The 22,461-nt window shown below is 44.2% G+C and carries 16 protein-coding genes; 3 read left to right on the top strand and 13 right to left on the bottom strand.

What is annotated here, in order from left to right:
* The first annotated feature begins 58 nt into the window (after window positions 1-58).
* Complete coding sequence (locus tag CGC64_RS10030) at window positions 59-1,306, top strand: exonuclease SbcCD subunit D (RefSeq protein WP_005677791.1); 1,248 nt, start codon at window positions 59-61, stop codon at window positions 1,304-1,306.
* Window positions 1,303-4,167 (top strand): AAA family ATPase, encoded by a 2,865-nt coding sequence (locus CGC64_RS10035; RefSeq protein WP_005677792.1) that lies wholly within the window; start codon window positions 1,303-1,305, stop codon window positions 4,165-4,167. The genes CGC64_RS10030 and CGC64_RS10035 overlap by 4 nt, the downstream gene beginning before the upstream one ends.
* On the opposite strand, the gene CGC64_RS10040 is transcribed toward CGC64_RS10035, so the two are convergent.
* From CGC64_RS10040 to CGC64_RS10065, 6 genes are all read right to left on the bottom strand, one after another.
* Complete coding sequence (locus CGC64_RS10040; protein ID WP_005677793.1) at window positions 4,151-5,317, bottom strand: metallophosphoesterase; 1,167 nt, start codon at window positions 5,315-5,317, stop codon at window positions 4,151-4,153. The two genes, CGC64_RS10035 and CGC64_RS10040, sit on opposite strands and share 17 nt — an antisense overlap.
* A gap of 25 nt (window positions 5,318-5,342) precedes the next feature.
* Window positions 5,343-5,918: a hypothetical protein gene (locus tag CGC64_RS10045; RefSeq protein ID WP_005677795.1), complete on the bottom strand. Its 576-nt coding sequence runs from the start codon at window positions 5,916-5,918 to the stop codon at window positions 5,343-5,345.
* 5 nt (window positions 5,919-5,923) lie between these two features.
* Window positions 5,924-6,436: an RNA polymerase sigma factor gene (locus tag CGC64_RS10050; RefSeq protein WP_005677796.1), complete on the bottom strand. Its 513-nt coding sequence runs from the start codon at window positions 6,434-6,436 to the stop codon at window positions 5,924-5,926.
* A gap of 68 nt (window positions 6,437-6,504) precedes the next feature.
* Window positions 6,505-7,413, bottom strand: a complete 909-nt coding sequence (locus CGC64_RS10055; protein WP_005677798.1) for a vitamin B12 dependent-methionine synthase activation domain-containing protein — start codon at window positions 7,411-7,413, stop codon at window positions 6,505-6,507.
* A gap of 24 nt (window positions 7,414-7,437) precedes the next feature.
* Window positions 7,438-8,775: a dihydroorotase gene (locus tag CGC64_RS10060; protein WP_005677799.1), complete on the bottom strand. Its 1,338-nt coding sequence runs from the start codon at window positions 8,773-8,775 to the stop codon at window positions 7,438-7,440.
* Window positions 8,772-9,515, bottom strand: a complete 744-nt coding sequence (locus CGC64_RS10065) for a polyprenol monophosphomannose synthase (RefSeq protein WP_005677800.1) — start codon at window positions 9,513-9,515, stop codon at window positions 8,772-8,774. The genes CGC64_RS10060 and CGC64_RS10065 overlap by 4 nt, the downstream gene beginning before the upstream one ends.
* Window positions 9,516-9,901: 386 nt before the next feature.
* On the opposite strand from CGC64_RS10065, the gene mfd reads away from it, so the two are divergent.
* A complete protein-coding gene (gene mfd, locus CGC64_RS10070; RefSeq protein ID WP_032837632.1) occupies window positions 9,902-13,273 on the top strand; it encodes a transcription-repair coupling factor in 3,372 nt (1,123 codons plus the stop codon).
* 54 nt (window positions 13,274-13,327) lie between these two features.
* On the opposite strand, the gene CGC64_RS10075 is transcribed toward mfd, so the two are convergent.
* From CGC64_RS10075 to CGC64_RS10105, 7 genes are all read right to left on the bottom strand, one after another.
* The gene (locus CGC64_RS10075) at window positions 13,328-15,187 is read right to left on the bottom strand and encodes a YgiQ family radical SAM protein (RefSeq protein WP_005677802.1); all 1,860 of its coding nucleotides are present in this window, start codon (window positions 15,185-15,187) and stop codon (window positions 13,328-13,330) included.
* 104 nt (window positions 15,188-15,291) lie between these two features.
* Window positions 15,292-15,513: a sulfurtransferase TusA family protein gene (locus CGC64_RS10080; protein WP_005677803.1), complete on the bottom strand. Its 222-nt coding sequence runs from the start codon at window positions 15,511-15,513 to the stop codon at window positions 15,292-15,294.
* A complete protein-coding gene (locus CGC64_RS10085; RefSeq protein WP_005677804.1) occupies window positions 15,510-15,830 on the bottom strand; it encodes a hypothetical protein in 321 nt (106 codons plus the stop codon). Before CGC64_RS10085 ends, CGC64_RS10080 begins: the two co-directional genes overlap by 4 nt.
* Window positions 15,831-15,931: 101 nt before the next feature.
* Window positions 15,932-18,841 carry a golvesin C-terminal-like domain-containing protein gene (locus CGC64_RS10090; RefSeq protein WP_032855206.1) on the bottom strand — a complete coding sequence of 970 codons (2,910 nt, stop codon included), beginning with the start codon at window positions 18,839-18,841 and terminating at the stop codon, window positions 15,932-15,934.
* Window positions 18,842-18,955: 114 nt separating this feature from the next.
* Entirely contained in the window at window positions 18,956-20,947 is a 1,992-nt protein-coding gene (locus tag CGC64_RS10095; protein WP_005677806.1) for a glucosamine-6-phosphate deaminase, read from the bottom strand.
* A gap of 148 nt (window positions 20,948-21,095) precedes the next feature.
* Complete coding sequence (locus CGC64_RS10100) at window positions 21,096-21,872, bottom strand: amidohydrolase (protein WP_005677807.1); 777 nt, start codon at window positions 21,870-21,872, stop codon at window positions 21,096-21,098.
* A gap of 31 nt (window positions 21,873-21,903) precedes the next feature.
* Window positions 21,904-22,458, bottom strand: coding sequence for a 1-acyl-sn-glycerol-3-phosphate acyltransferase (locus tag CGC64_RS10105; protein ID WP_005677808.1), 555 nt, complete (start codon window positions 22,456-22,458; stop codon window positions 21,904-21,906).
* Window positions 22,459-22,461: the final 3 nt, after the last annotated feature.

Raw genomic sequence — 22,461 nt, forward strand, 5'->3', positions numbered from 1 at the left:
TATAATCTTTTTGATTGTACTATTTTTGTATCTTATTATATGAGATAGTTACAAAAATATGATACGTATATTACATACTGCCGACTGGCATTTGGGGCAAACTTTCTTCGGGTATGACCGTGCCGGTGAACATGAAGTCTTTTTGAACTGGCTGGCCGGAGAAATTCGTGAAAGGGAGATTGATGCACTGATTATAGCCGGAGACGTTTTTGATGTTTCCAATCCTTCTGCTGCGTCTCAAAGCCTGTATTATCATTTTATTTATCGAGTGACGGCGGAGAATCCCACTCTTCAGATTGTGATTGTTGCCGGCAATCATGATTCTGCGGCGCGGTTGGAAGCTCCTTTACCCTTGCTGCAAGCGATGCGGACGGAGGTTCGGGGGGTAGTACGCAAGTCGGACGATGGGGAAATTGATTACGATCATTTGACGGTTGAGTTAAAGAACCGTGACGGGGAGGTGGAATTGCTTTGTATGGCAGTTCCTTTTTTGCGGCAGGGAGATTATCCGACAGTCCCGACAGAAGGTAATCCGTATGCGGAGGGAGTCCGGGAGCTTTATACGCAGCTTTTGCAAAGGCTATGGAAGCGACGGAAAGAGAATCAATCTATACTTGCTATCGGCCATTTACAGGCTATCGGTTCGGAGATTGCGGAGAAAGATTATAGCGAACGTACAGTGATTGGTGGTTTGGAATGTGTGTCACCTGATGCATTTTCCGAACAAATTGCTTATACGGCTCTTGGTCATATTCATAAGGCGCAACGCGTATCCGGCAGGGAGAATGTGAGATATGCCGGAAGTCCCATTCCGATGTCTTTTGCAGAGAAGCATTATCATCACGGGGTCGTGGAAGTGACTTTCGACGGAGGGTGTGCGGTAGATATAATGCGGGTGGAATGCCCGAGGTTAATACCTTTGATGAGCGTGCCGAATGGAGAACCTGCGTCTCCGGAAATTGTGTTGGAAATCTTGAAAGAGTTGCCGGTAACGGAAGGAGCAGAACCTTATCTGGAGGTAAAAGTGTTGTTGGATGAACCGGAGCCAATGCTCCGGCAGGAAGTTGAGGAAGCATTGGCTGATAAAAATTATCGGTTGGCGCGTATTGTCTCTACTTATCGTAATGAAACGGGAAATGCAGAGAAGGAAAATGAGAATTGGAAAAGAGGATTACAGGAAATGTCTCCGTTGCAGATCGCTCAATCTGCATTTGAAAAGATTTATCAGGTGGAAATGCCTGAGGAGTTGACGGACTTGTTTCAGGAAGCCTACCTGGCTGCTACACGTAAAGAGGAGGAAGAATGAAGATATTAGCGATACGATTGAAAAATCTTACTTCGATAGAAGGAGCGGTAGAAGTTGATTTTGCAATGGAGCCGTTGAACTCGGCAGGAATATTTGCGATTTCAGGTGCTACGGGAGCTGGCAAATCTACTTTATTAGATGCATTGTGTCTGGCATTGTATGATAAAGCACCTCGTTTTGCAAATTCGGTAGAAAGTATAAATTTGGCGGATGTAGGAGATAATCAGATTAATCAGTCGGATGTAAGGAATCTGCTTCGTCGTGGTACGACCGACGGATATGCAGAGGTTGATTTCTTAGGAGTCGATGGTCATAGATACCGTTCTCGCTGGTCGGTGAGACGGACAAGAAATAAGGTGAGCGGTTCCTTGCAACCACAAACGATGGAAGTGAAAGAGCTGGATACAGGGAAAGAGTTTCAAGGAACCAAAAAGGAACTGCTGGCTCAACTGACAGAATTGGTGGGTTTGACGTATGAGCAGTTTACCCGGACTGTCTTATTGGCTCAAAATGATTTTTCTACATTCTTGAAATCGAAGGGAGTCGCAAAAGCCGAACTGCTTGAAAAATTGACGGGAACCGGTGTTTATTCCCGTATTTCTCAGGAAGTTTTTTTACGAAACAAGTTGGTACAGGAAGAAGTGACTACGATTCGAAATAGAATGAGTGTAATCGACCTCTTGCCGGAGGAAGAACTTCTTGCTTTACAGAAAGAAAAAGAATTGCTGATTGCGAAACGTGCAGTGGGGATTCAATTACTGGCGGAACAGAATGCCCGGTTGAACATTGTCCGTTCGTTAAAGATGCAGGAGGAACTTTGGAAAAAGAAGCAACAGGAAGAACAAGGCGAAGAGGCAAAGTTGAGACTCCTGCAGGAAACACTGGCTTCACAGGAAGAAGGGTTGGTACGTTTTAAAGCACAATGGGAAGCTATACAACCGGATTTGAAGAAAGCCCGTCAGTTGGATGTGCAGATACAGTCTCAACAGGAAGGCTATAATCAGTTGCGGCAGATATTGGAAACAGCTTGCGGGCAGGTGGCGGAGCAGGAAGAGAAGATGCGGATGGCAACGAAACAGTTGCAGGGGGCTTATCGTTCATTAAACCGTTTGTTGACGAATACGGAAACGGAGTCGTTGCCGCTTGAACAAGTAGAGGATATTCTACAGCAGGAAGAAGATAAACTGAAAGCCGCCATAAAAGCCAATGAGGAACGACTGGTCCGGCTAAATGCTTTTGATTATGTATCATTAGACGAAGAACAGAAGAAACTACAAAAAGAACTGGTTCGTCAACAGAATGTCCGGCAGTTGACTGAGTCGCAGGAGAAAGTGAAAACAGAAATAGTAAGACTGGAGAAAGAAACGGTTGATTGTTCGACGCAGTTAACAGAACAGGAAGCGACACGAAAAACGATTCAGCGTCTTTATGAAAATGCCCGTATGGCAGTGGGAAAAGACGTGAAAGCATTGCGTCAACAGTTACAGGAAGGAGAAGCTTGTCCGGTTTGCGGCAGTACGTCACATCCTTATCACCGGGAACAGGAAGTAGTGGATATTCTTTTCCGAAATATAGAGCAGGAGTATAATACGGTGGTGATTGCCTGTCAGCAAACAAATAATCAGCATATAGCCCTGCAACGTGATCTGGCGCATCAAAAAACTGTTGCCGGACAGATCAAAGAACAGTTATCAATATGGCAGAAAGAAGAAATTCATGCAGGAAACGAAGAACAGATACAGAACCGTTTACAGGAATTGGCAAAACGTATTCAGGAGTATAGTAGTCTCTATACGGAGTGGCAACAAAATGATGAGACGATAAAGAAGATACGTGTCCATAGTGAGGCTTTGCGTGAAAATGTTTCCCAATGTCGTTTGACTATGCAGCAAGTTTCGTCCGCTAAAGAACAGTTGGCACTATTACAAAACGCTGCTTCTGCCGAACAGAAACGCTTTGAAGTAGTAGAGAAAGCGTTGGATACACTTCGTCAGGAACGGTCGCAATTATTAAAAGGAAAGAGTGCGGATGAAGCGGAAGCCGCTGTAGCCAAAAGGGAAAAAGAGCTGACTCATGCTTTAGACGGGGCTCGGTTGGGAGTAGAAACTTCGCACAACCGTCTTTTAGGTTTACAAGGGGAAATGAAACAGATTGCCGCAACTGTCGGGGAATTGCAGGAGCAACAGAAAAAGATTGAATCTCCCGAACAACTTCCCGAAATAATAAAGCAACAGCAGGAAGACAATCTAAATACGGAACGTAGCCTTTCTGCTATCGAAGTCCGCCTGTTGCAACAGGCAAAAAATAAAGTAACAGCCGAACTGATAGCTAAAGAGCTGGCCGAAAAGCAATTGATTGCCGAACGTTGGGCTAAACTGAACAAGTTGATCGGTAGTGCCGACGGAGCAAAGTTCAAAGTTATAGCACAAAGCTATACATTGAATTTATTGTTACTTCATGCCAACAAGCATTTGTCTTATCTATCCAAACGCTATAAATTGCAGCAAGTACCCGGCACTTTGGCGCTTCAGGTGATTGATTGTGATATGTGTGATGAAATACGGACTGTATATTCTCTTTCCGGAGGAGAGTCGTTTCTGATATCTTTGGCATTGGCACTGGGACTGTCCTCGCTGTCGAGCAACAACCTGAAAGTAGAATCTCTTTTTATTGACGAGGGATTCGGCTCTTTGGATGCCGATAGCTTGCGGACAGCTATGGAAGCGTTGGAACAATTACAGATGCAAGGAAGGAAAATAGGAGTAATTTCTCATGTACAGGAAATGAGTGAACGGATCTCCGTCCAGGTGCAGGTGCATAAGAAAGTCAATGGAAAGAGCGTGCTTACCGTCGTAGGGTAAGCACAGTGATTTCCGGCCAGGCGCCGAAACGGAAAGGTAATCCCACGTAGCCGATTCCTACATTGACGTAAAGCCCGCGAGTACCTTCCAAATACATCCCTCCCCATTCCGGATAAATATAAACGGAAGGGGAATAATTGCCCAGTTGCAACTGCATGGCGTGGGTATGTCCTGCCAACATTAAATCTATATCCGATTCCGGAAGTACTTCCCGTCTCCAATGTGTCGGGTTATGGCTTAAAAGTAGCTTGAACATTCCTTCGATTCCTGCTTTCGCTTTTGGAAGGTCGCCATGTTGCGAAAAGGGAGGTTCTCCTTGGTTTTCTACTCCGATAAGGGCGATGCTGTCATTGCCTTGAATCAGAAATGTATGTTCGTTGTTTAATAACTTCCAGCCCATAGCTGCCTGCCTTTGTTTAAGTTCGATCAGATTATTGTCCTGATCTTGTTTGCTTTTCCAATGAAAATAAGGTCCGTAATCATGGTTTCCAAGTATGGAATAAACTCCATCTCCGGCTTTCAGGCCGGCTAGTATTTCCTGGAAATCATTCAGCTCGACAGCCCGGTGATTTACCAGATCTCCGGTGAAAACAATCAGGTCGGGTTGCTGGGCATTCACTAAATCCACTAACTTCCGAATAGCAGGAGTGTTTCCTTGCCAACTGCAGATATGAAGGTCGGATAACTGTACAATACGATAACCGTCGAAAGCCTGCGGGAGTCGGGGAGAGGTGTAAGTGACTTCTTTTACTTCAAACCGGGTTCGTCCGACAAAAGAGCCGTAGAGAATCATAACAATACTAAGTACGGCCAGTGTCAGTCCGGTGCATATAAACGGTGTGCGCGGCCAGCGAAGCCATTTATGAAAAGGGATTCCGAGTACGGTAAATAAGACCAGCAATAGTTTGGGAGCTGTAAACAGGAAAAAGATGATAGAGAACCACCCGATGTCCTGTGTATGGCGTTCCGCAAAAGCATTGTTGGCAAAGTAAACCAAGTAAAGAAGCCCTGCGGTTAGCAAGAAACTGGGTACCCAGTAAAGAACGCGTAACCACCATTTTGCGGTGAGACGAACAATGAATCTCAAGTAAAGATAGAGGTCCGGAAGTACCAGAAAAAGTAGGAGGAATATAAATAAGCGTTGCAACATATGTGTCTTTAGTTATAATGGATATTTACATTAATTCGTTTAATTCACTTAAATTCTTTTTGATTTCGTGGATACGGTTCAGGAATTTCTTGCGATAAATCCATAGAATGAGTATAAGACCTCCTCCCCACAACAGGATGAAGAACAGAATCATACCTATTCCGTATTGCCATATCTGCCAGTAGACGAAAGAAAGAATGGCAAGTATCAGGAGGAAAGCGGTGGCAATCAGCCGTTCTCTGATTGTCCAGTGATGAATGCGGTTGACACGGGCAATCACTTCCACAAGAGGCATTTCGTCTATTTGAGTCCGTTGAAGAAATCGCGTGGTGGCGATATCCCAGCAAAGAGCGGGAATCCATGCCAGAAGGATAATGATGTAGATCGGGTTTAATCTGTTGTGCAGTATCACTTCCGTCAAAAATAAGATTAATATCGGCAGGGAAATCAGGATTAGCCTGATGTTCAGGCGGGCAATGGCATGGATACCTTTGTCGGCGTGTCCTATCAGCCTTTCAAGTTCGTCTTCTTTGATGAGTTCTTTGTCCTTTAAGTGCTCATCGAGGGCGTTCCATGATTTTTTCAGTTCTTCCAGTTCCATATATCTTATTCCTCCTTTTTCATTCTTTTAAGTTTGTCTTTGATACGGCTTAGTTTGGTAGCTATGTTAGTCACCGTCAAGCCGGTAATTTCCGCTATTTCCTCGTAGCTTTTATCTTCAAGGTATAGCAGGATGATTGACTTGTCGAGTTGTCCCAGTTGGTTAATCATCTGGTAGAGTTGCTTCAGCATTTCATTGATAGGGTCATGTGCTTCTATTGTCCGGTCAATGTCTTTGGTGAGGCTGATAATTTCCGGTACATTCTTCTCTTTACGATAAAAACTGATACAAGTGTTCAGGGCGATACGGTAAATCCATGTCGATATTTTACATTCTTTCCTGAATTTAGGATAAGCTTTCCAGAGGTTCAGTACTACATCCTGATAGAGGTCGTTGAGCGGAGCGTTGGGATGAGTATACAGATAGCATACTTTGTAGATTACCCGCTCATATTCGCGTATAACCGACAAGAACTCTTGCTCAATAGGGTTGTTTGCCTCTGTTGTTGGTTCTCTCATGGATTTTAGGATTGCTTTTCTGGTTAGTTAGTCGTGAGAAAAGGAGAAAAATCACACGAAGATGCAAGCTATTGCAGATTGGCTGCCAGGAATTTGCGCATTTCTTCAATACTTCTTCTCCGGCGGCGGGCATAGTCTTCGAGTTGGTCTTCTCCGATCTTTCCGACAGAAAAATATTCGGATACAGGATGTGCAAACATCAGGCCGCACACCGATGCATGAGGATACATTGCCCCGTTTTCAGTCAGTGAAATGCCGATCTGTTTCATGTCCAGCAGTTCGTCCAGCAGGAAGTTGACGGACTGATCCGGCAAAGAAGGATAACCGACGGCAGGACGGATGCCTTGATATTTCTCGACTAATAAGTCCGCCATGCCTAAATTTTCGTCTTTCGCGTATCCCCACGCTTCTTTTCTCACATACTCGTGCATTTTTTCTGTGGCTGCTTCCGCAAGTCGGTCAGAAAGGGTTTGTACGAGCAAATGTTTGTAAGGATCCTGTTCGTATAGTCCTTCCATGTCTGCGTCAATGGAAGAAGCGAAAGCTCCCAACGTATCCGGAATGCCGGAAGAAAGCGGACGGATGAAGTCACTCAGGCAAAGGAAAGGACTTCCGTCCTTCTTAGGTGTTTGCTGACGGAGTAAGGGAAAGACCATGAACTGATTCTCTGCTTTTTCAATTACCAGATTATCCCCGTCGGAGTTTGCCTTACACAACTTGAAGATTGTTCTGACCTCATAGTCCCGGTCGAGTACATCCAGCATACGGTTTGCCTCCTTGAACAGTTGCATGGCTTCCGAAGCCTTGTTACGTTCCTCTACCGGAAAGGAGGCCAGCCACATGGCACGGCAGGCATCGCAACCATGAATATTGGCGATAGCTGCATAGCGAGGTTGGAATCCCCAGGCATGGAAAAAGTAAATCCAATTGATGTAGGGGGTAACGGTATGTATTTTATAAGATAGAATAGTGCTCATAAGTTTGCCGATGACGAATTATATTTATCTGAATCTTAATTCTTGTCCACGATAAGTTTCGTCTATTTTTCCGTTATCGTATAACAGGTGACCGTTCACAAATGTTTTCTCCACTTTCCAGTTGAAGGTATGACCTTCCAGCGGACTCCATTGGCATTTGCTTACAATGCAATCCGTTGTTACTGTCCATTTGGAGTTGGGACGTACTAATACAAGGTCTGCCTGATAACCTTTATGGATAAATCCGCGATTATTTATTTCATACATTTGAGCAGGCGCATGAGACATCTTTTCTACTATTTTCTCGATAGAGAAGATACCTTTATCTACAAGTTCCAGCATACTGGCCAGAGAGAATTGGATCATTGGCATTCCGGACATCGCTTTCAAAGCGCCTCCCTCTTTTTCGCTTAGCAGATGCGGGGCATGATCGGTCGCAATGGCGTCGATCAGACCGCTGTTGACAGCTTCCTGCAAAGCCTTCCGGTCTTCGGCTGTTTTAATGGCAGGGTTACATTTGATGCGTGCGCCTAAAGTCTGATAATCATCTTCCGTGAAAAGTAAGTGAGAAACACAAGCTTCCGCCGTAATTCGCTTCGTTATCAAAGGAGCGTCGGAAAATAAATCCAGTTCTCTGGCTGTGGAAATATGCATGATGTGCAAGCGGGCATTTGCCTCACGTGCCAGTTGTACTGCCAGTTCGGAGGAACGGTAACAAGCTTCTTCCGAACGGATAACCGGATGAAGGGTCAAAGGCACATCGTCCCCGTATGCTTTTTTATATTTGTCTGTATTTTCTTTGATAATTCCCTGGTCCTCACAATGGGCGGCGATAAGTAAATCGGTTCCGCCGAATATATTGCGCAGGCTCGCCATGCGGTCTACCAGCATATTGCCTGTGCTTGATCCCATAAATAGTTTTACGCCACAAACACGGTGTTTGTCCAGTTGGGCAAACTGCGGGTAGTTATTGTTGGTTGCCCCGAAGTAACAGGAATAGTTGACGGCCGACTTCCCGGCCAATAAAGTAAGTTTCTCATCCAGAGCCTCTAACGTTGTCGTCTGCGGATTCGTATTCGGCATATCCATGATAGAGGTAACGCCTCCGGCGGCCGCAGCACGGCTTTCGGTAGTTATATCCGCTTTATGAGTCAGTCCCGGGTCACGAAAATGCACGTGTTCGTCAATTGCGCCCGGCAAAAGATAACATCCGGTTGCGTCTATGATTTCATCGCAAGGTGTAGTTGTTTTTTCTTCTCCGGTCAGTATTTCGGCAATCTTCTCGCCTTCGATAACAACCGAACCCAGAACTTTTCTTCCTTCGTTGACTATAACGGCATTTTGAATCAGTGTACGTTTCATTTCTTTTGGGGGAATTTGTGGAACCAACTATTTACTTTTAATTTAATCACTCCGAATACGGCCTCTCCGAAGATACTGCTGTTCATTTTCGAAGTACCCAACTCGCGATTGATGAAGATAACGGGAACTTCGATAATCTTGAAACCACATTTATAAGCGGTAAATTTCATTTCGATCTGGAAGGCATATCCCTTAAAACGAATGTGTTCTAGATCAATCGTTTCGAGTACCTGTCGGCGGTAACAAACAAATCCGGCAGTGGTATCGTGGATAGGAATACCTGTAATGAACTGCACGTATTTGGATGCGAAATAAGACATCAGTACTCTGCCCATAGGCCAATTGACTACATTCACTCCGCTGACGTAGCGGGAGCCGACAGCTACATCTCCTCCTGCTTCCGCACACGCCTGACACAGACGGGGCAAGTCATTCGGATTATGACTGAAATCAGCATCCATTTCAAAAATATATTCGTACGAATGTTCCAGTGCCCACTTGAATCCGGCGATATAGGCAGTGCCCAGCCCTAACTTTCCTTTGCGTTCAATCATAAAAAGACGTTCGGGAAATTCTTGTTGCAAAGTCTTGACGATGTTTGCCGTTCCGTCCGGCGAACCGTCCTCTATTACCAGAATATGGAATATCTTAGGAAGTCCGAAAACGGCACGGATGATATTTTCTATGTTCTCCCGTTCATTATAGGTAGGGATAATTACAATGCTATCCGATATTTGCATATAAATACTATAAATTTTAGAAACAAAAGTAGTTCTTTTCCTTTAGTTACGAACGGACTAAGGATAATTTAACGTGGAAGTATATGGTAAGTTTAGCTTTTTAGTACTAGTATTTAGATGTTTTTGCCCTTAAGGACTAAGTTCTTTTATGCAAGATTCTATTTGTCTGACAATAGTTGAGTTTGCGTTTGACAGTTGTTGAACTTTCGTTTGACAGCTGTTAGACGAAAACTCAACAGCTGTCAAACGAATAAAGGATAGTATATTGAGAAGTAAACGAATGGGGAAATAGAATTAAATTCAAGCGGTACTGCCTTTAATTTCTAACGGTAATGTACAAGGTGCTCGCGTTATTTTTGTACTTTTGCGGGGAAATTTTTATAGGTATGACGATAACTGAGTTGCAACAACTATATGCTGCCCATCCTAACATGGCAATGATGAAGCGTTTGTTGAAGGATACTTCTGTTCAAACTATTTTTTGTGGAGGATTATATGCGTCTGCTGCTTCGCTTTTTTCTTCTATATTGGTGCAGGAGGGAGGTTGTCCTTTTGTCTTTATTCTGGGCGATCTGGAGGAAGCGGGGTATTTTTATCACGACTTGACGCAAGTGTTGGGGACAGAAACTGTACTTTTCTTTCCTTCTTCGTTCCGCCGTTCCATTAAGTACGGGCAAAAAGATGCGGCAAATGAGATTCTCCGCACGGAAGTATTGAGCCGTTTGCAGAAAGGGGAGAAGGGCTTGTGCATCGTCACCTATCCGGATGCATTGGCGGAGAAAGTCGTATCCCGTAAAGAATTGAGCGATAAGACTCTGAAACTGAATGTCGGCGAGAAGGTAGACACGACCTTTATCACGGATGTGTTGCATAGTTATGGTTTCGAATATGTGGATTATGTATATGAGCCGGGGCAGTATGCCGTTCGTGGTAGCATCATCGACGTCTTTTCTTTTGCTTCGGAATATCCTTACCGCATTGACTTTTTTGGAGACGAAGTAGAGAGTATCCGTACCTTTGAGGTTGAATCCCAGCTATCTCGGGAGAAGAAAGAAGGAGTGTCTATCGTGCCCGATTTGGCTGTGACGGGAGATGTTACTACCTCGTTTTTGGATTTCATACCGAAAGAGACTACCTTGGCAATGCGTGACTTCCTTTGGTTGCGTGAACGGATTCAGGTCGTGCACGATGAGGCGTTGACACCGCAGGCGATAGCCGTACAGGAAGTCGAAGAAAATGGCGGTATTACGTTGGAAGGCAAACTGATAGACGGCAGTGAATTTACCGTGCGTGCACTTGATTTCCGCCGGCTGGAGTTTGGTAACAAGCCGACCGGTACTCCGAATGCCAGCGTCACTTTTGATACTTCCGCACAGCCTATCTTTCATAAAAACTTCGACTTGGTAGCCGGCTCTTTCAAGGAGTATTTGGAAAAAGGATATACCCTTTATATTTGTAGTGACAGCATGAAGCAGACGGATCGTATCCGGGCAATCTTCGAAGACCGAGGGGATAAGATCAAATTTACTCCTGTAGAACGTACTGTGCATGAAGGTTTTGTTGATAACACATTGCGTCTCTGTTTCTTTACAGATCACCAGTTGTTCGACCGTTTCCATAAATATAATCTGAAAAGCGATAAGGCTCGTTCAGGTAAAGTGGCCCTGTCCTTGAAAGAACTGAATCAGTTTACTCCGGGTGATTATGTGGTGCATACGGACCACGGTATCGGACGTTTTTCCGGATTGGTGCGTATTCCGAATGGAGATACTACGCAAGAAGTTCTGAAACTGGTTTTTCAAAATGAGGATGTGGTGTTTGTCTCGATTCATTCTTTGCATAAGGTCTCTAAATATAAAGGTAAGGAGGGCGAAGCTCCCCGCCTTAATAAGTTGGGAACGGGGGCATGGGAGAAACTGAAAGAGCGTACAAAAACCAAAATCAAGGATATTGCCCGCGATTTGATTAAGTTGTATTCGCAACGTCGTCAGGAGAAAGGCTTTTCTTATAGTCCCGACAGTTTCTTGCAGCGTGAGTTGGAAGCGTCTTTTATTTATGAAGATACACCCGATCAGAGCAAAGCTACTGTCGATGTGAAGACCGATATGGAGAGTGACCGCCCAATGGACCGTCTCGTCTGTGGGGATGTAGGCTTTGGAAAAACGGAAGTGGCTATCCGGGCAGCTTTTAAGGCGGTGGCGGACAATAAGCAGGTTGCAGTTCTGGTGCCGACCACGGTGCTTGCTTATCAGCATTTCCAGACCTTCCGCGAACGTTTGAAGGGATTGCCTTGCCGGGTGGAATATCTGAGCCGTGCACGTACGGCCGCACAGGCAAAAGCGGTGCTGAAAGAATTGAAGGAAGGTGATGTCGGTATACTTATCGGTACTCATCGTATTTTGGGAAAAGATGTCCGGTTCAAGGATTTAGGATTACTGATTGTTGATGAGGAACAGAAATTCGGTGTTTCCGTCAAGGAGAAGTTACGTCAGTTGAAGGTAAATGTCGATACATTGACTATGACTGCCACGCCCATTCCCCGGACGCTGCAATTCTCATTAATGGGTGCGCGAGACCTGAGTGTGATCTCTACACCGCCGCCTAACCGTTATCCGATTCAGACCGAAGTGCATACCTTTAATGAAGAAGTGATAACGGACGCTATCAACTTTGAAATGAGTCGTAACGGACAGGTGTTTTTTGTCAACAACCGGATAGCAAACCTGCCCGAATTAAAAGCGATGATTGAACGCCATATCCCTGACTGTCGTGTGGCAATTGGACACGGGCAGATGGAACCTGCCGAACTGGAGAAAATCATTTTTGATTTTGTCAACTATGACTATGACGTACTCCTTGCAACTACTATTATTGAAAGTGGCATTGATATTCCGAATGCCAATACGATCATCATCAATCAGGCGCAGAATTTTGGTTTGAGTGACCTTCATCAGATGCGTGGCCGTGTAGGGCGCAGCAATAAGAAAGCGTTCTGTTATTTGTTGGCTCCTCCGTTGAGTAGCCTGACAGCAGAGGGACGCCGTCGGTTACAAGCAATTGAGAATTTTAGTGATTTGGGCAGTGGTATCCATATCGCCATGCAGGATTTGGATATTCGCGGTGCCGGTAACTTGCTTGGAGCCGAGCAAAGCGGATTTATCGCCGACCTGGGATATGAAACGTATCAAAAGATTCTTTCCGAAGCTGTTCACGAATTGAAGAATGATGAATTTGCAGATTTGTATGCGGATGAAATCAAAGGTGAAGGGCAGATTAGCGGTGAAGGTTTTGTGGATGAATGTCAGGTGGAAAGTGACCTTGAACTGTTATTGCCTGCTAATTACGTGACGGGCAGTAGCGAACGTATGTTGCTTTATCGTGAATTGGACGGTTTGATGCTGGATAAAGACGTAGAGGCATTCCGTTCCCGTCTGGAGGACCGTTTCGGACCTGTTCCGCCGGAAACGGAAGAATTGCTTCGTATTGTTCCTCTCCGCCGTCTGGCAGCACGCTTGGGAGCGGAGAAGATCTTCCTGAAAGGTGGTCGGATGACGTTGTTCTTTGTCTCCAACCCGGATAGTCCGTTCTATCAAAGTCAGGCTTTCGGTAAAGTGATAGATTATATGATGAAATATACCCGCCGTTGTGACCTGCGTGAACAGAACGGCAAGCGAAGTATGCTGATAAAAGATGTGACTAATGTGGAAACTGCGGTGAGTGTGTTGCAAGAAGTTGTGGCGTTGCCGGTGAAAGAATGATATATTGTTAATGAGGAACTCTTTTAATCGTTTTTGTTTATATGGAAAGAAGAATTATTTCTTCTTTCCATATAATTTATCTATCAGGTCCTGACGTCCGATACGTCTCAACTCATTGATAATGTTTTTCCGTTCTTCGGGCTTATACCAGAAGAAGAATTGTCGTTGGGCAAGTTTTTCCCGCTGTGTTTTAGCACTGAAGATAGGTTCCAGTGTGTACGGGTGAAATCCGGTATACCAAGCCTCAGTCGCTACTGTCATAGGAGTAGGGGTGAAGTCCTGTACCTGTTCCAAGTGGAAGTCCAAGCGTTTGGTGATAACGGCAAGCTCCGCCATATCTTCTTCTTTGCATCCGGGATGTGAAGATATAAAATAGGGAATGAGCTGCTGACGCAGGTTTTCTTCCCGGTTGATGCGGTCGAATATCTTCTTGAATGTTTCAAACTGTTCAAAAGAAGGCTTGCGCATGATGGACAATACACGGTCGCTTGTATGTTCCGGAGCTACCTTTAACCGCCCACTGACGTGACTGGCTATCAATTCACGGGTATATTCGGCCGTACTGCGATTGGTTGCCGTATCTTTGCTTTGATGTAGTAACAGGTCATAGCGTACTCCACTGCCGATAAAGGATTTCTTAATACCGGGCAGAGCGTCTACCGCATGATAAATATCCAATAGGGGACGGTGGTCTGAATTTAAGTTCGGACAAACTTTAGGATGTATGCATGAGGGGCGTTTGCACTTCTTGCAAATCGCCTCGTCTTTTCCTTTCATCTGATACATATTGGCAGAAGGACCGCCGAGATCGCTTAAATATCCTTTGAAATCAGGTAGTTGCATCACCTCTTTTACTTCTTTCAAGATAGATGCCTTACTACGGCTGACAATGAATTTCCCTTGGTGTGCCGAGATGGTGCAGAATGCGCAGCCACCGAAACAGCCCCGGTGAATATTGACGGAGAATTTAATCATATCATACGCAGGAATTCTCTTCCCTTTGTATTTGGGATGAGGCAGCCGGGTATAAGGCAAATCGAACGAATGGTCGAGTTCTTCCTGACTCATCGGAGGGTATGGAGGATTGACTACTACCACTTTGTTTCCTACCGCCTGTGTGATGCGTGAAGCTGCATATTTGTTGGATTCTTCTTCAATATGCCGGAAGTTGCTTGCCTGCTTCTTCTTGTCTGCCAGGCATTCTTCGTGAGAATAAAGTTGAATGTCTTCTTCGGCTGCCGTCCATTCTGCTGCACGGCAAAGATAGGCTGTTTGAGGAATTGTTCCGACGATCGTTTTAAATTCGTTGGTTGTCAACGTGGCTTGTTCTGTGGGGAGCAAGTTTTTCATTTTGCGGATTAATTCTACAATAGGTTTTTCGCCCATACCATAGATCAGCAAGTCTGCGCCACTGTCACATAAAATGCTTTTTTGTACTTTGTCCTGCCAATAATCGTAATGGCTCAAGCGTCTCATACTTGCTTCGATACCTCCTAATATTACGGGGGCATCGGGATATAGCTTTTTCAGAATTTGGCTATAAACGATAGAAGGATATTCCGGGCGCATATCCGAGCGGGCGTCCGGTGTATAAGCGTCTTCGCTGCGCAAGCGTTTGTTGGCAGTATATTTATTGACCATTGAATCCATGCTTCCGGCGGAAATGCCGAAAAATAAACGGGGGCGTCCCAATTTCTTGAAGTCACGCAGGTCATCGCGCCAGTTTGGTTGGGGAACGATAGCAATTTTTAATCCTTCTGCTTCGAGGATACGTCCGATAACAGCCGCTCCGAAGGAAGGGTGGTCTACGTATGCATCACCGCTGAAAAGAATGACGTCCAATTCATTCCAGCCGCGAAGTTCTACTTCTTTTTTTGTTGTAGGTAACCAGTCAGTCAGTCGAAAATCTTTCATGCCGCAAAGATACGGATAAACTTATAAAGTTATAAGATGATAGGGCTATAAAGTTCAGCCACGCCTCTTATCACCTTATAACTTTATGCTTTATCGCTTTGTAGTTATTTCTTTGCGATTGTAAATTGCACAGTCAACTGTTCGCCGTCATAGATCTCACGAAAGCCGATGCTTTGCTCTGACAGATATTCTTTTAAATCCTGAAATGCGTCGGCATGGTTCATGATGATTTCTAGCGTTTCGCCGGGAACAGCGTTACACATGGCTTTGATTGCGGGAATTAACGGACTGTATGCCGTTGTTCCCCGGGTATCCACCGTAATCATTCTTCCTCCTCTTCTTCTGCTTCCGGACTGGAGAGCCAGGTCAGATAGAGCTTGATAAGCTGTTGCAGGCCGAACGCTTTCATATTATTGTGATAAATCACATCAATACAAAGATCCAGCAAATCTTTACTGTCTTCTTCCTGACTGGCGATAAGAGAGCGGACATTCAATTTCAGTTTGTCCAGCACCGGTTCGTCTACAATACCTGTACTGTCAATCAGGTGACGGAACAGAGAATATTTTTCAATTGTTCTTAGATTTTCAGTAGATACCTCTATGCTGCGTGTACCGCTGGGATTTGCTTGTATAGTATACATTGTTCTTTAGTTTTAAGAGTTATTGTTTCTTGCAAAGATAGAATTTAAAATGAAAAACAGGCTATAAAAAGGGATATTTTTTGTTTCCCTGCAATGAACTCTTATTTTTGAGTAAAGAATCCCAATATGCCTGCCATAACGATTGCACGGTCTGCTTCCGACAGGATACTTTCAAAAGGGAAACCCAGTACGAAGGTACGATAGTTTCCTTTATAGGCAATACCTGCACTTTGATTGCCAGGCGCATAAGTAAATACCGGAAATGCGGAATCTACCGGGACAATGCAATCCGGAGCGGGGATCGCATAGTTGTTCTCATTGGGCAATCGGGGAATACTGATTGTGCGTCCGAGTCCGTTGATCCGATTAGAATTTTTGTCCGTCAGACTACCTTGATACCCATATTTCAGAACTCTTTGTGTAAATTCCCTGTTTCCTTGCGTGCCATTCATGTCACTGCCTACGTATGCACCACTCACAAGTATATTTCCGCCGGATTGGCAATAACTGGAGATAATGCGTTGCATTGCCGAAGAAAATGTTTTGTAATAAGCCTTAGTTGACGCATCCTCTTTCTCAAGTCCTAAGATATAATCTACAATCGGATAATCTTCCAACGTGACGATTCCGTTTTCTACCGCTTCGTCACTGCATGATACGAAACTGTATTTTCCGGTTGCCTGAATCGCTTTCCCATGAATGAATGGATAATCAAATGTATTTCCTGCTATTTTCATTCCTTCCAATTCACTACTGCTGTGCCCCAAACTTCCTTTCCCTTCTTTCCCCGCTTGTGTGCGGTCGAATCCGCTTTGTACTCCGCAGAATGAGAAATTCGACAGATACGGAACTCCCGGATCCTGCTCTAAGTCGAATCCTGCTTTATCCGGAGTATTGATGACGGCCGGACCGCTGATCCTATCAAATCCATTGATGATTAAAACTTTTTCACGTTCACGTTTTGCTTTGTAGGCTGAGAGTATTTCAGAAGGGAAACTCTCTCCACCTCTGTTTGCGGCCGTTACTTTGAATGAATAAACCAGTCCCGGCTCTATCTTAACAGTGTATGAAGACTTGCTGACTAAAGTTCCGTTGTCAAAACCTCCGTAACCAATGCGTGTATATACAATGTATTCCCGTGGACGTGCTGAAGGCTCCTGCGGGTCATCTTCTCCTTTCCACGAAAGTTCCAGCGTATTCTTTTTTTTGCCGAAACGAATAGCAAAGTTGCTAACAGGAAGCGGTTGTACCACATAATCTTTATCATGTTGGCTGGTAATAAACTGCAAAATTCCTTTGTAAATGGCGCGTCCTACCGTGAATTTGAAGTTGGGGTCATGGCCGAGCTGCATATCGGCAAAGTTCTGATGTGAAAGCAGCTCGATAATGGTGGAAGGCGTAGCCGGAAGCCGTGTCTCGCTATAATTCCGGTTCCACATACTGCGCCGTGTCCAAGGGAGATTATAGCTTGAACGAATATCTTTTTGAATTTGTGTGAGCAGAATATCCGCCAAATCACGTGAAGCATACCGGTCCGTTCCCATATTCAGTTTGCCGTTATTGAAATCAGTAGTGTAAATGCCGAGCGAACCGATGATTTCGTCCGTTTTGCTGTATCCGGCATCACTGTGAAGTGCCATTGTCATTTCCAATGGTACTCCTAGCCCTGGTTGCGTAGGATTATAAACAGAACCTCCCGATAGATAATTGATTGTATTGGAGCGTGTGTTGATATCGTCCGCATAATCATTCTCGCCTTTACGCCCGGCATATACATCGTAAGGCATTCCCGCCCACTGGGCAGAGTAGCGTGCCCCTTCCAGATAGCGCGGCAATCCGCTTATCTTTCCTCCGCGGGAAATATTACCCATTCCTCCACCGAAACGCACCGCATCGGCACATACTACACCATGTTCGCTGCTTTCATTACTCAATACCACCATGCCATAATCGTTGTTGCCTTTGTCAAATTCAAAGGTGCCGAGGTATACCCAAGTTCCTCCGCCTATCTTTTGGTTTACTTTAAATTCCGTAACCCCTCCATTATGAAAGACAAGATATTTGGCGTCACTTACGCTGTTGGGTAATGTCTGATAAGAAACATAAACAGCGTATGTTCCGGTTGCCGGCAGGGTAGGTACCCATTCGGCAAAAGCTTGGTCCTTGTTCTTCTTTTTCTTTCTTTCTGTGGAGATCATTCGGCAAGTACCGTCTGCGAAAGGATTTTCCCCATCTTGGTAGATTGTTTTCTTTTGGGCGAATCCTCTTACCGAGGCTCTGTCCCATTTAGCTTTTTTACTGCCTACCTCCAGATAGAGAGAAGCGTTAGGCGTATCATTATCCACAATGATTTCATTCTTTTGCGTATCCCGTTCGCGAGGCGTGTAGACAACGGCGCCTGCATTTTCCAACATCGGAATTACATAAGGAAGAACAAAAGATTGAGTGAACAGATCTTCTGTTGTGCAGAACAAGCGGGGGCGTTGCCAGCCCCATTCGTTTTTATCGTTTTTGAAATAATTACCGTGGCTTTGCCAGACAGCGATATGGCGGTCTTGTAACCCGCGTGATACTTCATTGGGGCGTGAGATGTTTTTCACCCAGGGAACTCCTTTATAATCAATGTCCAAAGACATCCGTTCCTTATCTTTTTTCTTGTTTCGATAAAGGTTGGGCACTAAATTTTCAATCGGCTTGCCGTCTGCATAAATAGTGAGCTGGTAGTAATGAACCGGACCGGGAAGTAAATCTTTTACTTGATTATAAATAGTCTCTACGGTTTCCGACCGAAAAGGTTGGTAGGCAAAGCTTTCAGAGGCATAAACAGCAATTGTTTTGCGGTCATAATCAATGTCGAAGCTATTCAGTTTTGGGGTGCTGATTTTGGCAGTTGCGGTATATTTATTGAAATAATCCGTTAGCCGCTCTTTTATATTACTTTCGATGTCTTGGGCAAAAAGAATATTAATCCCCATTGTCAGATATATGAAGAACACTATTATTTTTTTCATCATTCAATGCTTTTAGGTTTTCCCCGCAAAAATAAACAAAAAAGAGTGAGAAGTATCGAAACTTCCCACTCTTCTTTCATTGTTTTATATTCTCTTAATTAAGAGCTTTTCTATTTATAGCGGAATATATTCTACGAATGCTTCCATAGCTTCGTAAGAAGCCAGACCTAACTGGTCGTACAAAGTAGCTGTGCCACGATTACGGTCTTCACTGCGCTGCCAGAACAAACGTTCGTCATTACCCAGGAACGGAGCACTTTCCATTTGTGACTGATGTTTCAGGATAGAGTTACGTTTTGCACGAAGTTCTTCCGGACTGATAGGCACTGCCATTTCAATGTTTTCAATTTCCCATTCAGCCCATGCACCACGATACATCCAGATACGGCAGTCTTTCAACCATTTTGCACCTTCTTCTTTTTCGAGGTCGACGGCAGCAAATACGGCGTCCGTACATACACGGTGTGTTCCGTGAGGATCTGCGAGGTCACCGGCTACAAAAATCTGATGAGGTTTCACTTCACGAAGCAGGTTACGTACGATTTCCACATCCGCTTCACTAATTGGGTTCTTCTGAATCTTACCTGTTTCGTAGAATGGTAAGTCGAGGAAGTGACAACGTTCTAGTGGTATATTGTTATAAGTACAAGCGGTACGTGCTTCACCACGACGAATCAAGCCTTTGATAGTAAGTATATCACGGCTGTCCATATCACCGTCTTTCTTTTCTTTCAGGAAGTTACGTATTTCTGCATACTTCTCATTGATAACCTGGTCTTCGCTGTTGTTGAAGAGTTGGTTGAATCCGTTGATGAAATGCATGAAACGAACTACTTCCTCATCACCTACGGCAATATTGCCGGAAGTCTCGTAAGCTACGTGCACCTCATGTTTCTGTTCTACCAGACGACGGAGTGTTCCACCCATGGAGATTACATCATCATCTGGATGCGGAGAGAAGATAATCACACGTTTCGGATATGGTTTGGCACGTTCCGGACGGTAAGTATCGTCAGCATTCGGTTTGCCACCCGGCCAACCTGTGATAGTATGTTGCAAATCGTTGAATATCTTAATATTCACATTGTATGCCGAACCATACAATGCCAGAAGTTCGCTCAGACCGTTTTCATTGTAATCCTTATTTGTTAATTTCAAAATAGGCTTACCTGTCAACTGGCATAGCCAAACGATAGCGCTGCGGATTAATTTATCATTCCATTCGCAAGAAGTAACCAGCCAAGGGCGTTGGATACGGGTTAAGTTCATAGCAGCCGAGAGGTCAAGGGCTACATGGGCATTGTTGTGAGTTTGCAGATAAGATGCAGGAATGGTATCAGAGATAGGTCCTTCTACACATTCTTTAATCATAGCTGCTTTATTTTCACCCCACGCAAGTAAATAGACTTTCTTTGCACCGAGAATAGTTGATACTCCCATTGTGATAGAACTGATCGGCGTATTATCCAACGTTCCGAAGATTTTAGATGCTTCATTGCGTGAAGCATTATCCAGCAAAATCAGGCGGGTGGTAGAATTCAGTCGGGAACCCGGTTCGTTGAATGCGATATTGCCTACGCGACCGATACCTAACAGAGCAATGTCAATTCCTCCGAAACTTTCAATGCGTTGTTCATACAACCGGCAATATTCGAAGATTGTATCTTTGGCGATTGTTCCGTCAGGAGTAAATATATTCTGTTTGTCAATATCAATATGATCCAACAACATCTCTTTCAATGCATTGAAGTTACTGTTGATTGCATCAGAAGATAACGGATAGTATTCGTACATATTAAATACAATCACGTTACGGAAGCTAAGGCCTTCTTCTTTATGCATACGGATCAGTTCCTGATATACATGGCTGGGTGAATTACCTCCGGGAAGTGCTAATACGCAGAAACGTCCTGCTTTTTGTTTTTCGCGGATGGTCTGTGCTATTTCTCGAGCAATATAGTTAGCCCCTTCTTCTACAGATTCATAGATGTCCGTAGGGATTTTTTCGAGTCTTGTCAAGACTGATTTTTCAAATGCATTCTCCGGTCTGTAGTATCTGGGGGAGACCCGGTGGAGGCTGATTTGAGAACTAAGATTTGTTTTCATAAAGTTGTTTATTAAGTTATGTAAGATTAGCGTCCTTACGACTGTATTTTCACGACAAAGATACAAAAGAAGTCTATATGTTTAACTACTAACATCTAGGTATTGTTGCTATATCAAGCCGTTTTTAACATTTGTTTTATAGCAAATACTAAAGATGAAATTCGTCTGCATCTTTCCAAACCGGAAACTTTTCCCTGAGCCGGTTGAGAGCACCCAGTTGGAGGCTTGTCGTAGCTATTCCTTCCTGTTCGTCCGGCAATGAGGTTATTTCTTCTCCGAAAGCGGAATAGATTTTGCTTCCTCCATTATATTTAAGATGATATCCGTCCATGCCTGTTCTGTTGACACCGCATACATAACATTGATTTTCCAAAGCACGTGCTCGGAGCAAAGCGTCCCAAGCCAGGCGACGGGGGATAGGCCAGTTTGCTACATATATTAATAAGTCATATTCATTCTTGACGTTCCGGCTCCACACAGGAAAACGGAGATCGTAACATACAAGCAGGCAGATATTCCACCCATGATAGGGAATGATGATCCGTTTGTTACCTGCGGAAAAGTGTTCGGCTTCACGTCCCATGCGGAACAAATGGCGTTTATCGTAAAAATAGTATTCTCCTTCGGGAGTGAGGAAGAAAGCACGGTTATAAAACTGTCCGTTATCAGTGGCAATATAGCTTCCACAGATAGCCAGTTGAAATAAGGATGCCCATTGTTTCAAAGTAGAGATTGTTTTGCCGGAATTGGGCTCTGCTAATGTCTGGCTTTGCATACTGAACCCTGTCGAGAACATTTCCGGTAAAACAACAATCTCCGTTGTTCCACGGAGGCTTTGTAGCTTTTCGTGGAGCAAACGGAGATTTTCTTGTTTATTTTCCCAAACGATATCGGTTTGTATGATAGAAACTCGAATGGAATCCATTATGGTTAGTACTTATTGTCTAATACTTAAATCATATTTCTCCAAGAGCAAAGTTCTCAGGATGTTTTCCTTTGAAATCTTTGTAATAGAGCTTGATTTCCCTCATGTCTTTATTAATATCTCCCGAAGGCATAATGGCTTTGGTTGCCGAAATCGTCTTCTTTTCATAGTCGATGCCAATCAATACGATAGGCACCTGCGCTTTGAGGGAGATATAATAAAATCCTTTTTTCCAGTTTGGATTGGCTTTCCGGGTTCCTTCGGGGGTAATGGCCAGATGAAACTTTTTGCATTCGTTAAAGTGGTGAACCATTTGGTCTACCAATGAAGTCTTCCGTCCACGATCTACGGGAATCCCGCCTACAGCTTTGAAAATTAATCCTAATGGAAAAAAGAACCATTCTTTTTTCATCATGAAACTTGTCTTGCGGCCTAAAGCACCGTAAAATAGTTTTCCAATAAATAAATCAAAGTTCGTTGTGTGTGGTGCGGCACATATCACGCATTTATCATAATTAGGTACCGTAACGTTTGTTTTCCACCCTAACAGGCGGTAATAGATAAAGCTATAAATTGCTTTCTTCATTCT

It is taken from the genome of Bacteroides caccae, assembly GCF_002222615.2.
Lineage (GTDB): Bacteria > Bacteroidota > Bacteroidia > Bacteroidales > Bacteroidaceae > Bacteroides > Bacteroides caccae.